General features: G+C 73.7%; 17 protein-coding genes. 8 read left to right on the forward strand and 9 right to left on the reverse strand.

What is annotated here, in order from left to right; genetic code table 11:
- Positions 1 to 46 precede the first annotated feature (46 nt).
- The 4 genes from AB0K25_RS04950 to mraZ form a co-directional block, all read right to left on the reverse strand.
- Positions 47 to 2,407 carry a penicillin-binding transpeptidase domain-containing protein gene (locus AB0K25_RS04950; protein ID WP_363818487.1) on the reverse strand — a complete coding sequence of 787 codons (2,361 nt, stop codon included), beginning with the start codon at positions 2,405 to 2,407 and terminating at the stop codon, positions 47 to 49.
- 5 nt (positions 2,408 to 2,412) lie between these two features.
- Positions 2,413 to 3,009 (reverse strand): hypothetical protein, encoded by a 597-nt coding sequence (locus AB0K25_RS04955; RefSeq protein WP_219463939.1) that lies wholly within the window; start codon positions 3,007 to 3,009, stop codon positions 2,413 to 2,415.
- Entirely contained in the window at positions 3,006 to 4,115 is a 1,110-nt protein-coding gene (gene rsmH, locus AB0K25_RS04960) for a 16S rRNA (cytosine(1402)-N(4))-methyltransferase RsmH (RefSeq protein WP_219470227.1), read from the reverse strand. The genes AB0K25_RS04955 and rsmH overlap by 4 nt, the downstream gene beginning before the upstream one ends.
- A gap of 209 nt (positions 4,116 to 4,324) precedes the next feature.
- On the reverse strand, positions 4,325 to 4,756 hold the full coding sequence (gene mraZ, locus AB0K25_RS04965; protein ID WP_208569736.1) for a division/cell wall cluster transcriptional repressor MraZ: 432 nt from the start codon (positions 4,754 to 4,756) through the stop codon (positions 4,325 to 4,327).
- Positions 4,757 to 5,110: 354 nt separating this feature from the next.
- Here mraZ and AB0K25_RS04970 point away from each other — a divergent pair, with 354 nt between their 5' ends.
- From AB0K25_RS04970 to AB0K25_RS04980, 3 genes are read left to right on the forward strand one after another with little or no spacing between them, the layout of a single operon-like run.
- Positions 5,111 to 6,358 carry a MurT ligase domain-containing protein gene (locus AB0K25_RS04970; RefSeq protein ID WP_208569768.1) on the forward strand — a complete coding sequence of 416 codons (1,248 nt, stop codon included), beginning with the start codon at positions 5,111 to 5,113 and terminating at the stop codon, positions 6,356 to 6,358.
- On the forward strand, positions 6,348 to 7,070 hold the full coding sequence (locus tag AB0K25_RS04975; protein WP_208569737.1) for a glutamine amidotransferase: 723 nt from the start codon (positions 6,348 to 6,350) through the stop codon (positions 7,068 to 7,070). Before AB0K25_RS04970 ends, AB0K25_RS04975 begins: the two co-directional genes overlap by 11 nt.
- On the forward strand, positions 7,067 to 7,771 hold the full coding sequence (locus AB0K25_RS04980) for a VTT domain-containing protein (RefSeq protein ID WP_363818492.1): 705 nt from the start codon (positions 7,067 to 7,069) through the stop codon (positions 7,769 to 7,771). Before AB0K25_RS04975 ends, AB0K25_RS04980 begins: the two co-directional genes overlap by 4 nt.
- Before the next feature lie 84 nt (positions 7,772 to 7,855).
- Here the strand turns inward: AB0K25_RS04980 and AB0K25_RS04985 are convergent, their stop codons facing one another.
- Together AB0K25_RS04985 and AB0K25_RS04990 are read right to left on the reverse strand one after the other, a co-directional pair.
- Positions 7,856 to 8,530, reverse strand: a complete 675-nt coding sequence (locus tag AB0K25_RS04985) for a response regulator transcription factor (RefSeq protein ID WP_363818495.1) — start codon at positions 8,528 to 8,530, stop codon at positions 7,856 to 7,858.
- Complete coding sequence (locus AB0K25_RS04990; protein WP_363818498.1) at positions 8,527 to 9,762, reverse strand: histidine kinase; 1,236 nt, start codon at positions 9,760 to 9,762, stop codon at positions 8,527 to 8,529. The genes AB0K25_RS04985 and AB0K25_RS04990 overlap by 4 nt, the downstream gene beginning before the upstream one ends.
- Before the next feature lie 132 nt (positions 9,763 to 9,894).
- Between AB0K25_RS04990 and AB0K25_RS04995 the strand changes: the two genes are divergently transcribed.
- Both AB0K25_RS04995 and AB0K25_RS05000 read left to right on the forward strand, forming a co-directional pair.
- The gene (locus AB0K25_RS04995) at positions 9,895 to 10,806 is read left to right on the forward strand and encodes an ATP-binding cassette domain-containing protein (protein ID WP_219463955.1); all 912 of its coding nucleotides are present in this window, start codon (positions 9,895 to 9,897) and stop codon (positions 10,804 to 10,806) included.
- Positions 10,803 to 11,645 carry a hypothetical protein gene (locus AB0K25_RS05000; protein ID WP_363818501.1) on the forward strand — a complete coding sequence of 281 codons (843 nt, stop codon included), beginning with the start codon at positions 10,803 to 10,805 and terminating at the stop codon, positions 11,643 to 11,645. Before AB0K25_RS04995 ends, AB0K25_RS05000 begins: the two co-directional genes overlap by 4 nt.
- A 92-nt stretch (positions 11,646 to 11,737) precedes the next feature.
- Here the strand turns inward: AB0K25_RS05000 and leuS are convergent, their stop codons facing one another.
- Positions 11,738 to 14,593: a leucine--tRNA ligase gene (gene leuS / locus AB0K25_RS05005; RefSeq protein WP_363818505.1), complete on the reverse strand. Its 2,856-nt coding sequence runs from the start codon at positions 14,591 to 14,593 to the stop codon at positions 11,738 to 11,740.
- Positions 14,594 to 15,090: 497 nt separating this feature from the next.
- Between leuS and AB0K25_RS05010 the strand changes: the two genes are divergently transcribed.
- The 3 genes from AB0K25_RS05010 to AB0K25_RS05020 are packed head-to-tail and all read left to right on the forward strand — an operon-like array spanning position 15,091 to position 19,952.
- Entirely contained in the window at positions 15,091 to 16,149 is a 1,059-nt protein-coding gene (locus tag AB0K25_RS05010) for a MoxR family ATPase (RefSeq protein ID WP_091237553.1), read from the forward strand.
- Position 16,150: 1 nt separating this feature from the next.
- Complete coding sequence (locus tag AB0K25_RS05015; RefSeq protein WP_357535305.1) at positions 16,151 to 17,449, forward strand: DUF58 domain-containing protein; 1,299 nt, start codon at positions 16,151 to 16,153, stop codon at positions 17,447 to 17,449.
- Between the two features lie 28 nt (positions 17,450 to 17,477).
- Entirely contained in the window at positions 17,478 to 19,952 is a 2,475-nt protein-coding gene (locus tag AB0K25_RS05020; RefSeq protein ID WP_363818510.1) for a DUF3488 and transglutaminase-like domain-containing protein, read from the forward strand.
- A gap of 249 nt (positions 19,953 to 20,201) precedes the next feature.
- Here the strand turns inward: AB0K25_RS05020 and AB0K25_RS05025 are convergent, their stop codons facing one another.
- Both AB0K25_RS05025 and AB0K25_RS05030 read right to left on the reverse strand, forming a co-directional pair.
- Positions 20,202 to 20,597, reverse strand: a complete 396-nt coding sequence (locus tag AB0K25_RS05025) for a DUF3040 domain-containing protein (protein WP_067301847.1) — start codon at positions 20,595 to 20,597, stop codon at positions 20,202 to 20,204.
- Positions 20,598 to 20,712: 115 nt separating this feature from the next.
- The gene (locus AB0K25_RS05030; protein WP_219463963.1) at positions 20,713 to 21,975 is read right to left on the reverse strand and encodes a DNA polymerase IV; all 1,263 of its coding nucleotides are present in this window, start codon (positions 21,973 to 21,975) and stop codon (positions 20,713 to 20,715) included.
- Positions 21,976 to 22,011 lie beyond the last annotated feature (36 nt).

Below are 22,011 nucleotides of genomic sequence, written 5' to 3' on the forward strand. Positions count from 1 at the left end.
CCCGGTGGTTCGTCGGCACTCACCGATGATGTCCCGCCGTTCCCGGTCAGCGCGGAAAGACCTCGAAGTTGGGAGACTTCCCGCGCGACGGCGGGACCCGGTAGTGACGCAGCGTGAAGCCCATCATCTCGCGGAACGCCGGGGCGACGACCGCGCCGCCACCGCCCTCGGGGTTCCACACGAAGACCGCCACCACGTACCGGGGTGCTTCGGCGGGGGCCATCCCGATGAACGAGCCGACCTCGCCGGGTTGCTGCTTGCCGTTGATGTAGCGCAGCCCGGTGCCGGTCTTGCCGGCGATCCGGTAGCCGGGCACCGCGGCGGCCAGGCCGGTCGCGCCGTCGACGGTGGTGACCGCCTCCAGCAGGGTACGCAGCGCGGCGGCGTTGCTCGGGCTCAGCACCGAACGGGTGACCGGGGCGGCGGCCGGGGTGCGTTTGCCGTCCGCCCCGACCACCTCCTTGATCAGGTGCGGCTGGACGTAGGTGCCGTCGTTGGCGATCGTGGCGTACGCGGCGGCCATCTGCAGCGGGGTCGCGTCGACGCTGTGCCCGATCGGCACCGAGCCGTAGGACGAGCCGCTCCACTGGTCGGCCGGGAGCAGCCGCCCGGACGCCTCGCCGGGCATCCCCTCGCCGGTGGGCTGCCCCAACCCGAACCGCTTCTGGTAGTCGATCAGCCGGTCCGGGCCGAGCCGGTCGCCGATCTCGATGGTGCCGACGTTGGACGAGTAGGCGAGCATCCCGGCCACGCTCAACTTCTTGCCCTCGGCCGGGTGGGTGTCGCGGAAGGTCACCCCGCCCCGGGTGATGGTGTTGGCGACCGGCCAGGCGCTGTCGGGGGTGATGACGCCCTCCTGCAACGCCGCGCCGTAGGTGATCGCCTTGTGCACCGAACCCGGGTCGACCACGAAACTGGTGGCCGCGTCCTCCCGGTCGGTGGGCCGGCTCTGATCCGGTGACGCCGCGTTGTAGGTCGGGTTGCTCGCCTGGGCCAGCACCTCACCGGTCTTGACGTCGAGCACCACGGCCGCGCCGATCGCGCCCCGGGTCTGCGCCATCTGCCGGCTGAGGATCTGCTGCACCTGGAACTGGAGGTCCCGGTCGGTGGTGAGCACCAGCGAGCTGCCCGGCCTGGGGGCGGTGGTCTGGCTGTAGCCGCCGGGGATGGGCGCGTCCAGGTCGCCCGCGCCGGCCTCGTAGACCCACCGGCCGTCCTGCCCGCGCAGCACGTCGTCGTAGCGGGCCTCCAGCCCCTCCAGGCCGTCCATGTCCGGGCTGGTGAAGCCGACCAGGTTGGCGGCCAGGTCACCGCCGGGCACCTCGCGACGCTCGTCACGGTGGGTGCCGATGCCGGCCAGTTCGAGCGCCTCGATCTGCTTGGCCTGGGCGATGTCGACGCCCCGGGCCAGATAACGGAACTGGAGCCCGCCCTGGCGCTTCATCTTCTCGGCCAGCTCGGAGACGGGAATGCCGAGCAGCGGGGAGAGCAGCTTCGCGGTCTCCGTCCGGTCCTTGACCAGGGTGGGGTCGACGAAGACGTACCGCGCCTCGACGCTGCGGGCCAGCGGGGCGCCGTTGCGGTCCTCGATCGACCCGCGCGGGGCCGGCAGTTCGACCCGGCTGAGCCGGTTGCCGACGCCACCGCCGGCGTACGCCGGGGTGTCCACGGCCTGCAGGACGACCAGCCGGATACCGATCACGGCGAAGACCGCCAGCACGAGCGCGGTGCCCAGCCGCAGCCGGCGTCGCGGTTCGGCCAGCTTCGGCGGGCGACGCGGCTTGCGGACCGGTCGCCGGCCGGCGGGCCGGTCGGTGCGCCGGGGTGCCTCGGTCCGGCGGGGGGCACCCCGGCCGGGTGCGTCGGTGCGGCGCGGGGTGGTGCGGCCGGGGCGGCGGCGCGGCGCGGGCGGATCGGCGAACTCGTCGTCGTCGGGGGCGGCCGTGGCCGGCACGGTCCGGATGACGCCGGTGCGCCCGGTCGGGGCGGCCTCCCGGCGGCCGGCCCGGTTGGCGGCGGCCCGGCCGCCGTCGAGCACCTGGAGGGCGGGCCGGAACGGGTCGCCGGAGCGTCCGGCCCGGGGGGTACGCCGTTGCCCGCCCCGTTCGTCGCTGCTCTCCCGGATGGTCCGCCCCCGGGGGGTGTACGCCCGCGCGTCGGAGATCCCCCCGCCGTCCCCGGCGCGGGGCTGCCCGGTGCGGGCGTCCCCGGCCCGGCCCTGTCCCCGGGACTCACCGGCCCGGGGTCCGGCGGCCGGGGGTTCGCCGGTGCGCGACTGCGGGGTCCGTGGTTCTGGTGTGCGGGGCTCCGGCGGGCGTGGCTCGCCGCCCCGGGCGGTCCCACCACGAACCGATCCGCGCCGGGAGCCCGTGGCGTCCCGGCGCGGTTCGTCGGATCTGGGTGGCACGGGTGTTACCCCCCGTTGCCCTGCTGGCTGGTGATCGCCGGCTGTCCGTCGGCCGGCTGCGGCACGCCGATCAGCCGACCGTCCGGCAGCCGGATGTACGCCGGTTCGCCGGCCTCCACCAGGCCCAGCTTGCGGGCCTCGGCGGTCAGGTTGCCCGGCTCCTTGGCCTCCTCGATCTGCTTCTCCAGCTGCTGCTGGTCGACGTCGAGGCGGGCCTGCTGCTGCTGGAGCTGCTGGAGCCGGAACGCGTTCTCGTTGATCTTGGTGTTGACGGCGAGGATGCCCAGCACCCCACCGACCACCAGCACCACGATCAGTGCCGCGAACGGCGCCCGGGGCACCCGGACCGGCGGCGGCGGCGCCACCCGCAGCCGGGGTGAACCGGTGCCGGTGGTCCGGGTGGCCGGCTGCTCGGCCGGCCGCAGCGCGGCGCTGCCCTGGGTGGGGAACTCGCGCGCCCCCCGGCGAGCCTCCCCCGCTCGACCGGCGAGGTCCGCCGGCATCGTGGTACGGGTCGTGCGCTGCGCCGTGGTCCGGCCCCCCGACCGCGGTGCGCGCTGCCCGACGACCGCGTCGCGGTCGTCACGCTTGTTGACGTTCATGTCCCCTCCCCCTGTTCGTCCGTCCTGCCGTCCCCCGACGTCGCCCCGTCGTCCACTGTGGAACCCGGCGTCGACCCCGTGCCCGGTTGGTGCATCGCCCTGACCCGTCGGCGGGACCGTTCGCGGTCGGTCCGCCCCTGCTGCCCGGTGGTCGGGTCGAGTCGCTCCGCCGCCCGCAACCGCACGGATGCGGCCCGCGGGTTCGCGGTGACCTCGGCCTCCCCGGCGAGTTCGGCACCCCGGCTGAGCAGCCGGAACGTCGGACCCGACCCGGGTAGTTCCACCGGGAGGTCGACCGGGCCCTTACTGCGGACCCGGTCGGCGAGCGCCTGCTTGGTGAGCCGGTCCTCCAACGAGTGGTAGGACAGGACCACCATGCGACCGCCCACGTTGAGCGTGTCGAGGGCAGCCGGCAGCGCCGTCTCCAGCACCACCAGTTCCCTGTTTACCTCGATCCGTAAAGCCTGAAACGTTCTCTTGGCCGGGTGTCCCCCGGTTCGTCGCGCTGGTGCCGGAATGCTCTCCCTGACCAGCTCGGCCAACCGGGCCGACGAGGTGATCCGGCCCCGCTCCCGCTCCCGCAGGATCGCCGAGGCGATCCGGCCGGCGAACTTCTCCTCGCCGTAGACCCGCAACACCCGGGCCAAGTCCGGGTGGGAGTAGCTGTTGACCACCTCCTCGGCGGTCACCCCCCCGGTCTGGTCCATCCGCATGTCCAGGGGCGCGTCCTGGGCGTAGGCGAACCCGCGGTCGGGCGCGTCGAGTTGCAGTGAGGAGACGCCCAGGTCGAACAGCACCGAGTCGATGCCCGGATAGCCCAACCGCGCCACCACCTCGGGCAGCTCGTCGTAGACGGCGTGCTCCAGGTGGATCCGGTCGGCGAACCGGGCCAGCCGGACCCGGGCGTGCGCCAGGGCCTCGGTGTCCCGGTCCAGACCGATCAGCACCGTGTGCGGGTGCCGTTGCAGCACCGCCTCGGCGTGCCCGGCCAGACCCAGCGTGGCATCGACGTGGACCGTACGGCCGCCCCGGTCCAGCGCGGGGGCCAGCAGCTCGAGGCACCGCTCGAGCAGCACCGGCACGTGCGTGCCGCGCAGCTCCCCCATGTCGACCCCCACTGTGGAATAAGTCTCGTCGTGTCGCGCTCTGCTCGTCGGACGACGCCGTACCGTCGTACCGCCAGATCCCCATCCGCTCCCGCTCCGGCTCCGGGTCACCGACCCGGGGTGGAGATCGTGCCCCTGGCACCGGGGAAGGGGCGCCAGGAACTCGAAAGCGGCTGGAGATCTCGCAGTACGTCGGGCGTCGCCACGCCCTACAGACCGCCGGGCAGCACCCCCTCCTCGATGTCGGCGAAGTCGTCTTCGCTGTCGGCGAGGTAGCTCTCCCAGGCCGCCCGGTCCCAGATCTCCACCCGGGTGGACGCCCCGATCACCACCAGATCCCGGTCGAGCGCGGCATAGGACCGTAGGTGGGCCGGGATGGTGACCCGGCCCTGCTTGTCGGGGACCTCGTCGTGCGCGCTGGCGAAGAAGACCCGGCTGTAGGCCCGGGCCGCCTTGTTCGTCATCGGCTGCGCGCGCAACTGCTCGGCGATCCGCTGGAACTCGGGCGTGGGGAAGACGTAGAGACAGCGATCCTGTCCTTTGGTGATCACGACACCCCCCGCCAGTTCGTCCCGGAACTTGGCCGGAAGGATCAACCGACCCTTTTCGTCCAGGCGCGGAGTGTGGGTGCCGAGGAACATCGGCCCAACCCCCTCGCCCTGAGCGGCGTTCGCGGCGCCGCTGACCCCCTGGGCCGGTGGGCCCTCCCGGCCTCACCAATGCGCCCCACTCTACTCCACTTCCCTCCACCTGCAACCAGAATCGCCCGCCCGGCGCGTCGCCGACGGGGATAAAACCGCACGTCAGAGCCGGTGGAGCGAAGTGGAGGGCCGAGCCGCCCCCGCGCCGCGTCCGCTACCCGACATTGATCGACTCCGTCCGGTGGAGCGCTCACCGACCGGACGCCCGGCCCACCCCGACCGAACGGTTCGCCGTCGGCGGCGATCTGGCGGGCGCGGAGGTCCGGTAACCTCGCTCGCGTGACAGACGCGAAGATGCCCCTGCGGGCGAAGGTGGCCAGCTCCGTGTCGAGGACCGCCGCGGCGCTGTCGCGCGCCGCCGGCCGGGGCGACGGCTCGGTGATCGGCGGGTGGATCGGGCTGAAGATCGACCCGGACCTGCTGGCCCACCTCTCGGCCGGTCGCGCCATCGCGCTGATCTCCGGCACCAACGGCAAGACCACCACCACCCGGCTCAGCGCCGCCGCCGTCGGCGTGCTCGGCCGGGTCGCCACCAACTCCTTCGGCGCCAACATGCCCACCGGGCACACCTCGGCGCTGGCCAAGGCCGGCAGCACCCCGTACGCGGTGCTGGAGGTCGACGAGCACTACCTCGCGCAGGTGCTGGAGGCCACCGAACCGCACGTGGTGGCCCTGCTCAACCTCTCCCGCGACCAGCTCGACCGGGCCAAGGAGGTGGCCATGATGGCGCAGCTCTGGCGGGCCGCCCTGATCCGGCACACCGACGTGCGGGTGGTGGCCAACGCCGACGACCCGATGGTGGTCTGGGCGGCGACCCCGCCGGCCGACCCCGCCCGGGGCGTCCGCCCGCCGCACGTCACCTGGTTCAGCGCCGGCCAGCGCTGGCACGACGACTCCTGGGTCTGCCCGGAGTGCGGCTCCACCATCCAGCGCTCCGGCGAGCAGTGGTGGTGCACCGGCTGCCCGCTGCGCCGCCCGGACGCCCAGTGGACGGTGGAGGACGACGGTGTGCTCGACCCCACCGGGGCCTGGCACAAGGTGACCCTCCAGCTCCCCGGCAAGGTCAACCTCGGCAACGCGGCCACCGCCCTCGCCGTCGCCGCCGAGTTCGGGGTACGCCCCGTCGACGCGGTCTCCCGGCTGCACACGGTCAGCTCGGTCGCCGGCCGGTACGCCCAGGTCGACCGGGACGGCCGCAACATCCGGCTGCTGCTGGCGAAGAACCCGGCCAGCTGGCTGGAGGCGTTCGACATGGCCGACGAGGCGCCGACCCTGCTGTCCATCAACGCCCGCGACCCCGACGGGCTGGACACCTCCTGGCTGTTCGACGTCGACTTCGCCCCGCTGCGCGGCCGGCAGGTGCTCATCACCGGCGACCGGGCGTACGACCTGGCGGTCCGGCTCGACGTCAACGGGGTGCCGTTCCAGCACGTCCGGGCGTTCGGCGAGGCGGTCCGGGCGGTGCCGCCGGGCCGGCTGGAGGTCATCGCGAACTACACCGCCTTCCAGGACATCCGAGCGGAGTTGGACCGTGTCAACTGAGAGCCTGCGTATCGTCTGGATCTACCCCGACCTGCTCTCCACCTACGGCGACCGGGGCAACCTGCTGATCCTGGCCCGCCGGGCGCAGCAGCGCGGGATGCCGGTCGAGGTGCTGGAGGTCCGCTCCGACCAGCGGCTGCCCGCCACCGCCGACATCTACCTGATCGGCGGCGGCGAGGACGGCCCGCAGGCACTCGGCGCGCAGCGCCTGCTCGCCGACGGTGGCCTGCACCGGGCCGTCGCCCAGGGGTCGGTGGTCTTCGGCGTCTGCGCCGGCTACCAACTGCTCGGCACCTCCTTCTTCGCCAAGGGCACCAAGTGCGCCGGGCTGGAGCTGCTCGACCTCTCCTCCGACCGGGGTCCCACCCGGGCGGTCGGCGAGCTGGCCGGCGAGATCGACCCGAGGCTGGGGGTGCCGGCGCTGTCCGGGTTCGAGAACCACGGCGGCCGGACCCACCTCGGCCCCGGTGTGTCGCCACTGGCCCGGGTCAGCGCCGGGGTCGGCAACGACGGCGTCACCGAGGGGGCCTGGCGGGGCAGCCTGCTGGGCACCTACTCGCACGGGCCGGCACTGGCCCGTAACCCGGCCCTGGCCGACCTGCTGCTGCGCTGGGCCACCGGCGCGCACCAGCTCCCCCCGCTGGACGACACCTGGGCCGACCGGCTCCGCTCCGAACGCCGCGCCGCGGTGGCCTCCGCCGCCCGGACATGACCCACCGTCGGGCGGCCGCGGTCGCCGCCGCCCGGCGGTCGCTCGGTCAGCCGTCCGCCCGGCGGTTCGCCCTGCTGCTGGTCATGCTCGTCGGGTTCGCGGCGGTGCTGCTGGTGGCACCCCGGCCGGACGTCGGCGAGCTGCCCCGGCTGGCCGACACCCTCGGCGGGTACGCCCCGGTCGTCGGGATCGTCGTCGGGGCGTTGCTGCTGGTGGCGCTCGTCCCCCGGACCTTCGTCACGCTCGTGGCGGGGGCCGTCTTCGGTGCCGTGGAGGGGGCGGCGTACGCGCTCGGCGCGGCGCTGCTGGCCGCCGCGCTCGGCTTCGCCGTCGGCCGGGTGCTGGGGCGGGAGTTCGTCGCCGAGCGGGTACGCGGCCGGCTGGCCCGGCTCGACGGCTGGTTCGCCCGGCAGAGCGTGCTGGGCGTGATCACCGTACGGATGCTGCCGATCGCCGGGTTCGGCCTGGTCAGCTACGGCTACGGCACCACCGGGGCGCGGGTGCTGCCGTTCCTGGTCGGCAGCGTGCTGGCCTCCGCCCCGACCGCCTTCGGCTACGCCGCCATCGGCGCGGCGGCCAGCTCCCCCGGCAGCATCAACTGGTACGCCGCCGCCCCGGCCAGCCTCGGGCTGATCGCCAGCGCGGTGCTGGCGTACCAGTGGTGGCGGGCGGAGCGCCGCCGCCGGCTCGACCCGGGCTGACCCCCGACCGGAGTCGGGGACCGGCGCTGACGCCGAACGGGCCGGCCGGTGGCGTGCCGTCGCCCCGGTGGGTCAGGGACCCCGTTACGCGTCACGGTCGTCCGGGTGCGCGGGGTTGACCAGCCCGGCCTCGTAGGCGGCGATGACCAGGTGCACCCGGTCCCGTGCGCCGAGCTTGGTGAACAGCCGGGCCACGTGGGCCTTGGCGGTGGCCGCGCTGATGAACAGGTGCGCGGCGATCTCCGTGTTGGACAGCCCTCGACCGACCAGGGTCAGCACCTCGCGTTCCCGCTCGGTCACCCCGGGCAGGGGGCGCGGGTGGGCGGCCCGGTCGGGGCGGCGGGCGAATTCGGCGATCAGCCGGCGGGTCACCGCCGGTGCGATGAGGGCGTCACCGGCGGCGACCACCCGGACCGCGCCGAGGATGTCGTCCAGGGCCATGTCCTTGACCAGGAATCCGCTCGCCCCGGCACGCAGTGCGCCGTGCACGTGCGCGTCGTCGTCGAACGTGGTCAGCACCAGCACCCGGGGCGGGCCGCCGGCCGCGGTGATCGCCCGGGTGGCGGTGATGCCGTCGGTCCCGGGCATCCGCAGGTCCATCAGCACCACGTCGGGCACCACGTCCCGGGCCAGCCGGACCGCCTCCGTGCCGGTGCCGGCCTCACCGACCACCTCGATGTCGGGTGCGTCGGCGATCAGCACCCGCAGACCGGCGCGGACCAGCGGCTGGTCGTCGACGAGCAGGACCCGGATGCTCACCCGTCGGCCCCGGCGGGCATCTCGACGCTGGCCCGTCCGCCGTCGGCCGGCAGGCGGGCGGCGACCCGGAAGCCGCCCTCCGGGCGCGACCCGGCGGCGAACCGGCCCCCGAGCAGCGTCACCCGTTCCCGCATGCCGACGATCCCGTGCCCCGCACCCGCACCGCCGGGCGGAGCGCCCCGGCCCGCGTCGACCACCTCGACGCGGAGCCCGTCCGGCAGGTAGCCGAGGGTGACCTGACACCGGTCGACGTCGGCGTGCCGGACGACGTTCGTCAGCGCCTCCTGCACGATCCGGTAGGCGGCGAGGTCGACCTCCCCGGGCAGCTGTCGGGGCGGGCCCTCCCGGCGTACCGCCACCCGGACCCCCGCGTCGGCGGCGACGTCGACCAGCCGGTCCAGGTCCGCCAGACCGGGCGGCGGGTCCAGCGACGCCGCCGCCTGCTGCGGGTGACGCAGCGCGCCGACGGTACGCCGCAGCCCGGCCAGCGTGTCCCGGCTGGTCTGCTCGATGGCGGCGAGTGCGGCCCGGGCCTCCCCCGGCTGGGTGTCGATGACCCGGGCTCCGACACCCGCCTGGATGGCGATGACGCCGATGCTGTGCGCCACCATGTCGTGCACTTCCCGGGCGATCCGCAGCCGCTCCGCGGTGACCGCCTCGACGGCGGCGTGCGCACGTGACTCCTCGGCGTGCCGGCGGCGGGCCCGCGCCGCGCCGCCGGCCACCACGGCGGCGACCACCAGCAGCACCGAACTGGCCGCCCGGTCGACCGGGCCGGTGGCCGAGTTGACGAAACCCGCCGTGACCTGCAGCACGAGCACCACGGCGGCGGCGGGGACCGCGATCCGGCCCGGGAAGCGTGCCGCGACCAGCCCCACCATCGCATCGATGACGAGGAACTGCAGGTACCAGACGGCGGACAGGTAGCCGTTCTCCCAGGCGTTCGTCGCCACGGTCACCGTGCAGGCCCCGACGAGGGCCAGCCCCAACGCGAGCAGCGGACGACGTCCCAGCAGCGCGGCGGGCAGCAGCACCACCAGCGCCGGCGCGAGGTAGCGCAGCGGAATCCCCGGCACGCTCCCGTCGGGGGTGGGGACCGGCAGGAGTGGACCACCCGTGCCGACGGTCGACGCGAACAGCACCACGACCGGGAACAGGCCCACCCCGGCCCAGATGAGGACCGTCCGCACCCGGTGGGCGACAGGGTACGGACGGGCGGCGACGGCACGCATGGGCACACCGTAGCCAGCGGGCGGCCGGGTGGTCATCAGCCGGCGGGCGTACGCCCCCGGGCCCGTCCCACAGTGCCCGAAGTGGCCGGCGGTACGACGCCCGCTCGGCCACCGTCCGGCAACGTCGAAGCCGTGATCGAGATACGTGACCTCACCAAGCGGTACGGCCGGACCACGGCCGTCGACCGGCTCACCCTCACCGTCCGACCCGGACACGTGACCGGATTCCTCGGGCCCAACGGCGCCGGCAAGTCCACCACCCTCCGGTTGCTGCTCGGCCTGCACCGCCCGACCAGCGGCAGTGCCCTGGTGGACGGGCAGCCGTTCGCCGCGCGTCGGCGCGGGTTACGGCACGTCGGCGCGCTGCTCGACGCGGGCGACGTGCACGGCGGGCGGAGTGCCCGGTCGCACCTGCGGGCGCTCGCCGCCAGCAACGCCATCGGCCGGTCGCGGGTCGACGAGGTGCTGGGCGAGGTGGGCCTGAGCGGCGTCGCCGGACGCCGGATCGGTGGCTTCTCGCTCGGCATGAAGCAACGACTCGGTATCGCCGCCGCGCTGCTCGGCGATCCGCCGACGCTGCTGTTCGACGAGCCGTTCAACGGGCTCGACCCGGCAGGGGTGCGCTGGGTGCGCGAACTGTTCCGGCGGCTCGCCGCCGAGGGCCGGACCGTCCTCGTCTCCAGCCATCTGATGAGCGAGATGGAACAGACCGCCCAGCACCTGGTGGTGATCGGCCGGGGCGAGTTGATCGCCGACGAGAGCCTGGCCGAGTTCGCCGCCCGCAGCGTCCGGGCGCAGGTCGTGGTCCGTACGCCGGACCCGACGGCGCTGACCGTCGCGGTGCGCGAGGCGGGCGCGGACGTCGGGACGGCCCCGGACGGGGCGCTCACGGTGACCGGCCTGAGCCCGACGGCGCTCGGCGACCTGGCCTTCAGCCGGGGCATCCCGGTGCACGAGTTGATCACCCGGTCCACCTCGTTGGAGGAAGCGTTCATGAACCTCACCGCCGACCGCGTCGACTACCGGGCGGGAGAACACCGGTGACCGCCCCGACCGAGGCCACCCGGGGCGCCGGGCGCCGGGCCGTCGAGCCCGCCGCCCGCTTCCGTGACCTGCTCGCCGCCGAGTGGCTCAAGCTGTTCTCGCTGCGGTCCACCTACGGGTCGCTGGCGCTGATCGCGGTGTCGGCCGTGCTGTTCAGCGTGCGGGCGGCGCTGGCCGACCACCACAACTGGCCGGGCTACTCGGCGGAGCGGCAGGCCGCGTTCGACCCGATCCACGACGCCTTCCCCGAGGAGGGTTGGCTGTTCGTCATCCTCGCCGCCGGGGCGGTCGGCGCGGTGGCGATCGCCGGTGAGTACGCCAGCGGCCAGATCCGTACGACGTTCGCCGCCGTACCGGCCCGATCCGCCGTGGCCGCCGCCAAGGTGCTGGTGTTGGCGACGGTCATGCTGGCCGTCGGGGTGCTGACCGCAGCTGTGTCGTTCGGGCTGTCGCAGGCCATCCTCGCCGACCGGGGGGCCGGCGCGTCGCTCGGCGACCCCGGGGCGTTGCGGGCGGTCGTCGCCTCGGCGCTGCTGCTGCCGGTCTGCGCGCTCATCGGCCTGGGCTTCGGCGCGTTGCTGCGGCACACCGCCCCGGCGATCGTCGCGACCACGGGGCTGCTGCTCCTGCTGCCGCTGGCCTTCGACCTGGAGAACCGGTGGACGGCCGCGATCCACAACGCCCTGCCGGTGCCGGCCTGGGAACGGCTCGTCGCGAACCCCTACATCCAGTTCAACGAGCATCTCGCCACGATCCCGGGTTCCTGGGTGGCCCTCGCCGTCTGGCCGGTCGTCGCCACCCTGGTGGCCGCGCTGGTCGTCCACCGCCGCGAACCCTGACCCGCCCCGGTCCGGCAGCAGCACGGGGGCGGGCCGGTGGGACGGGCCCCTCGCGCCGCGTGAAGCGTCGACGAGGGGCCCTTCCCGACAGCTCAGGCGACGACCGAGACCAGCCGGCCCGGCACCACGATGACCTTGCGGGGTTCCTTGCCGGCCAGCGCGGACGCGACCGCCTCCAGGGCCGCCGCCCGGACGACCTCCTGCGGCGCGTCGGCGGGCACCTCGACCCGGCCCCGGACCTTGCCGTTGACCTGCACCGGGTAGGTGACCGTCTCGGCGACCAGCAGCGCCGGGTCGGCGGTCGGGAAGTCCGCGTACGCCAGGGAGGTGTCGTGGCCCAGCATCCGCCACAGCTCCTCGGCGACGTGCGGGGCGAACGGGGCCAGCATCAGCACCAGCGGCTCGGCCACCTCACGGGGGGTCTGTTCCAGCCGGGTCACCGCGTTGGTCAGCTCGATCAGCTTGGCGATCGCGGTGTTGAACCGGATGCCCTCCATGTCGGTCCGGACCCCGTCGATCACCCGGTGCAGCAGCCGGCGGGTCTCGGTGTCGGCGGGCGCGTCGGTGACCCGCAGCGTGCCGGTCTGCTCGTCGACCACGGCCCGCCACACCCGTTGCAGGAACCGGTACGACCCGACCACCGCCCGGGTCTCCCACGGGCGGGACACCTCCAGCGGGCCCATCGACATCTCGTACACCCGGAAGGTGTCCGCGCCGTAGGCCGCGCACATGTCGTCCGGGGTGACCACGTTGCGCAGCGACTTGCCCATCTTGCCGTACTCGCGGGTCACCTCCTGCTCGCCGTGCATCCAGCGGCCGTCGACCTCGACGACCTCCTCGGCCGGCACCGGGGTGCCCCGGGAGTCGCGGAAGGCGTACGCCTGGATCATGCCCTGGTTGAACAGCTTGCGGAACGGCTCGAACGACGACACGTGCCCCAGGTCGTACAGCACCTTGTGCCAGAACCGGGCGTACAGCAGGTGCAGCACGGCGTGCTCGGCACCCCCGACGTACAGGTCGGTGCCCCCGCAGTCACCCTCGGCGCGCGGGCCCATCCAGTACGCCTCGTTCTCCGGGTCGACGAACCGCCCGGAGTTGGTCGGGTCCAGGTAGCGCAGCTCGTACCAGCAGGAGCCGGCCCACTGCGGCATCACGTTGGTCTCCCGGGTGTACCGCTGGGGCCCATCGCCCAGGTCCAGCTCCACCTCGACCCAGTCGCGCCGCCGCGACAGCGGGGTCTCCGGGTTGCTGTCGGCGTCATCCGGGTCGAACGTCTTCGGGGAGAAGTCGTCCACCTCGGGCAGCTCGACCGGCAGCATCTCCTCGGGCAGCGCGATCGCCGCGCCGGTGGCGTCGTAGACGATCGGGAACGGCTCGCCCCAGTAGCGCTGCCGGGAGAACAGCCAGTCCCGCAGCCGCCAGGTGACCGCGCCGACACCGTGGCCGTTGGCCTCCAGCCAGGCGATGGTCGCCGCCTTGGCGTCGGCCACCCCCAGCCCGTTCAGGTCCAGGCCGCGCTCGGGCGCGGCGCTGTTGATCGCCGGCCCGTCCCCGGTGTACGCCTTCCCGTCGAACCCGTCGACCGGCTGCACGGTCCGCACGATCGGCAGCTCGAACACCTCGGCGAAGGCCCAGTCCCGCTCGTCCTGGGCGGGTACCGCCATGATCGCGCCGGTGCCGTAGCCGGCCAGCACGTAGTCGGCGATGAAGATCGGGATCTGCCCACCGGTGACCGGGTGGGTGGCGTACGCGCCGACGAAGACGCCGGTCTTCTCCTTGGTGTCGGCCTGCCGCTCCACGTCGGTCTTGGCCGCCGCCGCCTTCCGGTACGCCTCGACGGCCTCCCGGGGGCCGGCGTGCCCACCGGTCCAGGCGTCCCGGGTCCCGGCCGGCCAGGCGGCCGGCGTCAGCGCGTCGACCAGCTCGTGCTCGGGGGCCAGCACCAGGTAGGTGGCCCCGAAGATGGTGTCCGGCCGGGTGGTGAACACTCTGATGCGGGCTTCGCCGGAATCGGTGGTCCCGGTGGCGAAGTCGATGTGCGCGCCGGTGGAACGGCCGATCCAGTTGCGCTGCTGCAGCTTGATCGACTCGGGCCAGTCCAGGGTGTCCAGGTCGTCCAGCAGCCGGTCACCGTACGCGGTGATCCGCATCATCCACTGCTTCAGGTTGCGCTTGAAGACGGGGAAGTTGCCCCGGTCGGAACGGCCGTCGGCGGTGACCTCCTCGTTGGCCAGCACGGTGCCCAGCCCCGGGCACCAGTTCACCGGCGCCTGCGAGACGTACGCCAGCCGGTGGTCGTCGACGATCCGCCGCTGCTCGGCCGGGCTCAGCTCGGCCCAGGCCCGACCGTCGGGGGTGGGCCGGTCACCGGCGGCGAACGCGGCGGTCAGCTCGGCGATCGGCCGGGCCCTGCGGGCGTCGGCGTCGTACCAGGAGTTGAAGACCTGCAGGAAGATCCACTGGGTCCACCGGTAGAAGTCGGTGTCGATGGTGGCCACCGAGCGCCGGTCGTCGTGGGCCAGCCCCAGCCGGCGCAGCTGCGCCTTGTACCGCTCGATGTTGGCCACGGTGGTCGTGCGGGGGTGGGTGCCGGTCTGCACCGCGTACTGCTCGGCGGGCAGGCCGAACGCGTCGAAGCCCATCGCGTGCAGCACGTTGCGCCCGGCCATCCGCTGGTAGCGGGCGAAGCAGTCGGTGCCGATGTAGCCCAGCGGGTGGCCGACGTGCAGCCCCGCCCCGGACGGGTACGGGAACATGTCCAGCACGTACAGCTTCTCCGCGCCCGCCCGCGGGTGCCCGGGGTCGGCCAGCGGACCGGTCGGGTTCGGTGCGTGGAAGGTCCCCTCCCGCTCCCAGGTGTCCTGCCACCGACGCTCGATCTCGTCGGCCATGGCCGCGGTGTACCGGAACGGGGGGATGTCGCCCGCAGGTGCGGCTGCCTCACTCATACCTACTCCTTGGCGCGGTCATCGCGGTCGTGTCGCACTGACGCGATCATCGGGGACCGGTGCCCTCGGGCGGGACCGGCGCGGTCGTGTCGGATCTGGGGAGCGTCGGGCCCGCAGGACCCTGCCGCGGGCACGAAAAAGCCCCTCGCACAGGAGGGGCCGCCGTGCTGTCGCGCGTCAGCGCATCAGCACGGCCCGGTAAGAAGCAGGGAGACTGCGCTCATGTCCCGCAGTCTACCCCCTGGCAGCCGCAGGCCGGGGACCGCACCCGCCCCGACGGTCACCTTCCGTGAGCACCCGGCCGCGTCGGGTCCCCCGACCTGACGAATATCCGCTGTGTGACCGGCCGACTTCCGGCAGGGTTCGGCGTTCACCGTAAACATGGTTAGCCTGAGAGACCAGTGCGATTCCTGCGGCAGACGAGGCTTCCCGTTGCGAACCGAACGACGGGTCCAGGTGCTCTTTACCGAGCTGCCGTCGCGACGAGGAGAAGGCCCGTGACACAACAGACCTGGGACGAGGTGGGCGGCGTACTGCCGCACGACGAGTTCCGCGCCGCCAGCGAGGCCGTGGTGGCCAACATCGAGCAGGTCATCGAGGGCAAGACAGCCACCGTGCGGCTCGCCCTGGCCGTCCTACTCGCCGAGGGTCACCTGCTGATCGAGGACGTCCCAGGAGTCGGCAAGACCAAACTGGCCAAGGCGCTCGCCCGGTCCATCGACTGCTCGGTGCGGCGCATCCAGTTCACCCCCGACCTGCTGCCCAGCGACGTCACCGGGGTCAGCGTCTACAACCAGGAGACGCACGACTTCGAGTTCCGCCCCGGCGCGGTCTTCGCCAACCTGGTGGTCGGCGACGAGATCAACCGGGCCTCCCCCAAGACGCAGTCCGCCCTGCTGGAGTGCATGGAGGAGCGTCAGGTCACCGTCGACGGGGTGACCTACCAGCTGCAGACCCCGTTCATGGTGATCGCCACCCAGAACCCGATCGAGATGGAGGGGACGTACCCCCTCCCCGAGGCGCAGCGGGACCGGTTCACCGCCCGCATCGCGATGGGCTACCCGGGCCCGGAGGCCGAACTGGCCATGCTGGACGGGCACGGCGCGGCCGACCCGCTCCAGGAGCTGCGGCCCGTCTCCGACGCCGACACGGTCCGCCGCCTGATCGCCACCGTCCGCAACGTGCACGTCGCCGACGCCGTCAAGCAGTACGCCGTCGACCTGGTCACCGCCACCCGGGAGGCCCCCGACCTGCGGCTGGGCGCGTCCCCCCGGGCCACCCTGCAACTGTTGCGCACCGCCCGCGCGGTGGCCGCCCTGGAGGGCCGCGACTACGTGCTGCCCGACGACCTCCAGGCGCTCGCGGTGCCGGTGCTGGCCCACCGGATCATCCCCACCGCCGACGCCCAGCTGGCCCGCCGCACCACCGACGCGATCGTCGCCGAGCTGGTGCACCGGCTGGCCCTGCCGGCGGACCGCAAGCGTCCCACCGGGTACGACACCCCCCGCCCCGCCGCCGGCAACGGCCGCCCGCCATTCGAGCCGCGGAGGCCGTGACGTGCGTGCCGGGCTGCGTGGCCTGACCACCCGGGGCCGGTCGTTCCTGGCGGCGGCGATCGCCGCGGCGATCTCCGCCGGCATCCTCGGCGAACGGGACCTGCTCCGGGTGGCGGTGCTGCTCGGCGTCCTGCCGCTGCTCGCCGCGCTGTACGTCGGCCGGACCCGCTACAAACTGGCCTGCAACCGCTCGCTGGACCCGCACCGGGTGCCGGTCGGGGCCAGCTCCCGGGTGGTGCTGCGGTTGCAGAACATGTCCCGGCTACCCACCGGCACCCTGCTGCTGGAGGACCGGCTGCCCTACGCGCTGGGCAGCCGGCCCCGGGTGGTGCTGGAACGGCTCGGCGCGCACCAGGCCAGCTCGGTGGCGTACACGGTCCGCGCCGACGTACGCGGCCGCTACGAGGTGGGCCCGCTGGTGGTCCGGATGACCGACCCGTTCGGGCTGTGCGAGCTGAGCCGGGCCTTCCCCAGCACCGAGCAGCTGACCGTGATCCCGCAGGTCACCCCGCTGCCCTCGGTACGCCTACCCGGCGAGTACGCCGGCAGCGGCGACAGCCGGGCCCGGTCGGTGGCGGTGCACGGCGAGGACGACGCCGCCACCCGGGAGTACCGCAGGGGCGACGATCTGCGCCGGGTGCACTGGAAGTCGACGGCCCGCACCGGTGAGCTGATGGTGCGCCGGGAGGAACAGCCCTGGGAGAGCCGGGCCACGGTGCTGTTGGACACCCGGGCGCACGGTCACCGGGGCGACGGTCCCACGGCCAGTTTCGAGTGGTCGGTCTCCGCCGCCGCCAGCATCGCCTCGCACCTGCGGCAGGCCGGTTACAAGCTGCGCCTGGTCACCGGGGACGGGGTGGACGTGGACGCCACCGAGGCCACCGGGGACGGCCTGCTCCTCGACCAGCTCGCCGACGTCCGGCTCGACCAGCGTGGTGACGTGGCGACCCTGGTGCAGCGGGTCCGGCAACGCGCCGACGGGGGCCTGATCATCGCCTTGTTCGGCTCACTGACCACCAGTGAGGCGGAGCTGCTGAGCGGGCTGCGCGGCAGCGGCGCGACGTGCGTCGGCTTCGTGCTCAACAGCTCCACCTGGCTCAGCCTGCCGGAACGGGCCCGGTTCGAGGCCGAGCAGACCCACGCCGCCGCCGCGTTGGCCCTGTTGCAGGGCGGCTGGCGGGTCATCGGGGTCAACCACGACGGCCAACTGCCGGTGCTCTGGCCGCAGGCCGGGCGCGGTTCGCAGGGCTTCGCGCTGCGTGCCGCCCTCGCCGAGACGGTCGCCGGGGCCGTCCGGTGAGCCGTCCGACGACAGGAAGGGTGACGTCGTGATCGCGTCCCGGAACATCGGCTTCGTGGCAGCGGTGGCGACCCTGCTCGCCGCGGCACCACTGTCGTCGATCTTCCAACAGTGGACCTGGCTGATCCAGTCCGCCATCGCGGTCGCCGTGGTGGCCGGCGCGGCGGCACTCACCCGACTGGTCCGGGCCCCCCTGTGGGGTCAGGTGCTGGGCATGCTCGCCGGTCTGCTGCTCGCCCTGACCTGGCTCTTCCCCGGTGGTGGCGAGCTGATCGCCTTCCTGCCCACGCCGGCGACGCTGGCCCACTTCGGCGAGCTGGCGCAGGGCTCCTTGCAGGACATGCGCTCCTACGGGGTGAAGGTGCCCGACACCACCCCGCTGCTGTTCATCAGCGTGCTCGGGGTGGGCTCGGTCGCGGTGGTGGTCGACGTCCTCGCCGTCGGGCTGCGGCGACCGGCCCTGGCCGGACTGCCGATGCTGGCCATCTACTCGGTGCCGGTCGCGGTCTACGTCGACAGCGTCCCCGCGCTGCCGTTCGTGGTCGGCGCCGCCGGCTACCTCTGGCTGCTGGTGACCGACAACGTCGACCGGGTCCGCCGGTTCGGCCGCCGGTTCACCGGTGAGGGCCGCGACGTGGACGTCTGGGAGTCCTCCCCGCTGGCCGCCGCCGGTCGCCGGCTGGCGGTGGTCGGGGTGGCGCTGGCCGTGGTGCTGCCGTTGGCCGTGCCGGGGATGACCGGTGGGCTGCTGGACCAGTTCAACACCGCCGGCAACGGCACCGGCAACGGCACCGGCCGCCCCGGGCAGGGTGGCGGGCCAGGCCGGATCGACCTCTTCGCGTCGCTCAGCGGGCAGCTCAACCAGTCCGAGGTGGCCGACATGGTCAAGGTCACCACCACCGAGCAGAACCCGTTCTACCTGCGCTTCGGGGTCGCCGACGAGCTGCGCCCGGACGGTTTCCGGGTACGCCCGCCCAACGGCCGCCCGGTGAACCGGGAGCTGCCCGACCCGTCGGGTCGCACCGGGCCGGGGGTGGAGCAGCGGACCTACCGGGCGACGGTGGAGATCAACCGCACGCTGAGCATGCCCTTCGTGCCGCTCTACACCGACCCGGTCAGCTTCGACGGGCTCAACGGCAACTGGTCGTACGACCAGAACCTCGGGGTGGTCTTCTCCAACCGGGACAACTCCCGGAGCAAGCGCTACTCGTTCGAGTACGTGCGCTCGACGTTCACCCCGGCGGCGCTGCGTCGGGCCCGCCCGTTGCCGGCCGAGCACCCGATCCGGCTGCAACAGACCCGCACCCCGGAGGTCCGTGAGGTCAGCCTGCTGGTCAGCCGGCTGGTGGAGGGGAAGTCCACCGACTACGACCGGGTCCGGGCGATCTACGACTACTTCTCCCGGGAGAACGGCTTCAGCTACTCGCTGAGCACCAAGGGCGGCACCAGCGGCCAGGAGATCGTCGACTTCCTCACCAACAAGGTCGGCTACTGCCAGCAGTACGCGGCGGCGCTGGCCTGGCTGGTACGCGAGGCCGGCATCCCGGCCCGGGTGGCGTTCGGCTTCACCAACGGCAGCAGCGCCAACGGGGACACCTACACGTTGACCAACCGGAACCTGCACGCCTGGACGGAGGTCTACTTCGACCAGTTCGGTTGGGTCCCGTTCGACGCCACCCCGGCGTACGGCGTCCAGGGGGCGAACCGGTCGGCGTGGGCGCCGGACTCCGACGCCCCGGACCCGGAGCCGTCGGACACCGCCGCGCCGGCCGCCCCGCAGGACCCGGGGGCCACCACGGGACCGCAGCGGGACGAGGCCGCCGACAAGGACACCGACGCTGGTTTCGACCCGACCACCGGCGCTCCCGTCGAACGTGCCCCGACCTGGCCCTGGTGGACGGTGGGCGCGCTGCTCGCGGTGGCGGCGCTGTTGGCCGTCCCGGCGCTGCGGCGGCGGGCGCTGCGCCGGCAACGGCACCACCTGCCGACCCCGGTGGCGGCCGGGCCCGCCCCCGACGACGGGGCGGGCGGGAGCATCCCGATGACGGTGCTGGGCGTGGACGCCGAACGGGCCCGGGCGGACGCCCACGCGGCCTGGGACGAGTTGCTCGACACCCTGGTCGACTACCGGGTGCGGATCGACCGGACGGAGACGCCCCGGGCGACCGCCGAGCGGCTGGCCCGGGAGGCGGTCGGTGAGGACGCCGGCTCCGCCACGGCGGTACGGCTGCTCGGTCGCGCCGAGGAACGTGCCCGGTACGCCCGGGACCCGCTCACCGGCGAACCGCTGCACCCGGCGTTGCGGACGGTACGCGACAGTCTCGCCGCGCGGGCGGACCGGCGTACCCGGTTCCTCGCCGCCGTGCTGCCCCCCTCGGTGCTGCTGCGCTGGCGTACCTCGCTCGGCGACACGTCGGCGCGTCTGGTGACGGCTTCCGGCCGGCTCCGTCGCCTGCTGCTGCGCTGGAACCCGCGCCGCCTGCTCGCCACCCGCCGCGCCTGACCCCGCCCCGGCGGGGCGGGCCGCTCGTGGGGCGATACAGCCGTGTCAGCCGTCCTGGACACCGCCACGTCGCCGCACGGGAGTGGGCCAGGGATGGTGACGGGCGGCGTGGGGGCACCGACGGGCCCGGGTGGGCAACCTGGCTGGCAGCAGAGCGCGGGCATAGCGATATGACGGAGGTGGCCGGACCACAGGTCCGGCACCTACCGTCGTCGGCGACGCCCGTCCACCCTCAGGGGTGGGCCGGGTTCAGCGATGTCCCTCCGGACGTTGCCGCCACCGATCCTCCATGCGGTCCAGCAGCGACGGCCGACGGCCGCCCCGGCCACGCGGACGACGACGACTCGTCGTGCCGCCCACCACGTGCAGGTCCGGTGACTGCGCCCGCCGGTGCGACTGCACCGCATAGCCCAACGCGGCCAGCATGACGACGAAGCCCGCCACTGCCAGTGGCGGCGTCTTGATCACCGCGCCGTAGACCAACAGGGCCAGGCCGACGACCACCACGCCGGCAGCGACGAGCAGGCGACGCCGCGTATGGAAACGCGGGTCGCTGGCGCGCACGGCCGAGGCGAATTTGGGGTCCTCGGCAAGCGACCGCTCGATCTGCTCGAACAGCCGCTGCTCGTGCTCCGAGAGCGGCACGGCACTCCTCCCCGGTCACGTTGGTCGGCCCGGTCGGGCCGACAGACCGTGGCAGCCATCCGGCTGCTTGCCGCCAAGTCTACGAGGGGGGTCGCGCGTCGGAAAGCGGGACGACCTATGGCCGACTGCTATTTTCCCCGCGCCGGGGATCACGTTTACCGAGCAGACTGGCCGGACCTATGACGGACCGCCCGAAACGGGCAGCCGCCGCGTCGGCGGCGGTCTCCGCTTCCCGCCATCCCCGCTCCGGTGCGCCCAGCGTGAGTTGTCGCGGTGTGTCGACCGCTCCCGCCAGGCCCTCCACCCGGACGCCGACCAGCCGGACCGGCTCACCCGGGTCGAGAACCGTCCAGAGGCCCCAGGACGTGTCGAATATCTCCCGGGCCACGTCGGTCGCCCCGTCGAGGGTGCGGGACCGGCTGACGGTGCGGAAATCGGACATTCGGACCTTGATCGAGATGGTCCGGCCGACCTGGCCGGCCGCCCGGAGCCGACTGCCCACCTTTTCGCTGAGGGCGAGCAGCGCGCGCCGGATCTCCTGCGCGTCGACGACGTCGACGTCGAAGGTCACCTCGGCCCCGATCGACTTCTCCACCTGGTCCGGGCTGACCGGGCGCGCGTCGCGCCCCCGGGCCAACTCGTGCAGGTGGGTCGCGGACGCCACACCGAGCGCCTTGCGGAGCATCCCGGCGGGTGCCTCGGCCAGGTCGCCGACGGTGCGTAGGCCGAGCCGCCGCAGCGTCTCGGCGGACCGCTCCCCCACCCCCCACAACGCGTCGACCGGCAGTGGGTGGAGGAACTCCAACACCCGATCGGCCGGCACCACCAGCAGGCCGTCCGGCTTGGCCCGGGTGGAGCCGAGCTTGGCCACGAACTTACTCGGCCCCACCCCGACCGAGCAGGTCAACGCCTGCTCGGCGGCGACCCGGGCCCGGATCCGCCGGGCGATGGCGGCGGGCGGGCCGAACAGCCGGCGGGCACCCGTCACGTCGAGGAACGCCTCGTCGAGGGAGAGCGGCTCGACCAGCGGGGTGACGTCCCGGAAGATCCGCATCACCGCGTCGGAGGCCGCCCGGTAGCGGGCGAAGTCGGGGGGCAGGTAGACCGCGCCGGGGCAGAGCGCGCGGGCCCGCGCGGTGGGCATGGCGCTGCGCACGCCGAAGCGGCGGGCCTCGTAGCTGGCGGAACTGACCACACCCCGCGGCCCGACCCCGCCGACCACCACCGGACGGCCGGCCAACTCGGGCCGGTGACGCACCTCGACGGAGGCGAAGAAGGCATCCATGTCGACGTGCAGGATCGGGCTGGCCGAGTCGTCGGCGTCGGGCCCGAAACGCGGGTCACCAGCACCACGCGGCAACGACTGGCTCCGGCCCATCACCGCAGGCTAGCCGCCCGGTACGACAACCGGCCC

The organism is Micromonospora sp. NPDC049257, assembly GCF_040678915.1.
Lineage (GTDB): Bacteria > Actinomycetota > Actinomycetes > Mycobacteriales > Micromonosporaceae > Micromonospora > Micromonospora antibiotica.

Coding starts and splice junctions, on each gene's coding strand:
- AB0K25_RS04955 (WP_219463939.1), bottom strand. CDS start 3,009: ATGAACGTCAACAAGCGTGACGACCGCGACGCGGTCGTCGGGCAGCGC.
- rsmH (WP_219470227.1), bottom strand. CDS start 4,115: ATGGGGGAGCTGCGCGGCACGCACGTGCCGGTGCTGCTCGAGCGGTGC.
- mraZ (WP_208569736.1), bottom strand. CDS start 4,756: ATGTTCCTCGGCACCCACACTCCGCGCCTGGACGAAAAGGGTCGGTTG.
- AB0K25_RS04970 (WP_208569768.1), top strand. CDS start 5,111: ATGCCCCTGCGGGCGAAGGTGGCCAGCTCCGTGTCGAGGACCGCCGCG.
- AB0K25_RS04980 (WP_363818492.1), top strand. CDS start 7,067: ATGACCCACCGTCGGGCGGCCGCGGTCGCCGCCGCCCGGCGGTCGCTC.
- AB0K25_RS04990 (WP_363818498.1), bottom strand. CDS start 9,762: ATGCGTGCCGTCGCCGCCCGTCCGTACCCTGTCGCCCACCGGGTGCGG.
- leuS (WP_363818505.1), bottom strand. CDS start 14,593: ATGAGTGAGGCAGCCGCACCTGCGGGCGACATCCCCCCGTTCCGGTAC.
- AB0K25_RS05030 (WP_219463963.1), bottom strand. CDS start 21,975: ATGGGCCGGAGCCAGTCGTTGCCGCGTGGTGCTGGTGACCCGCGTTTC.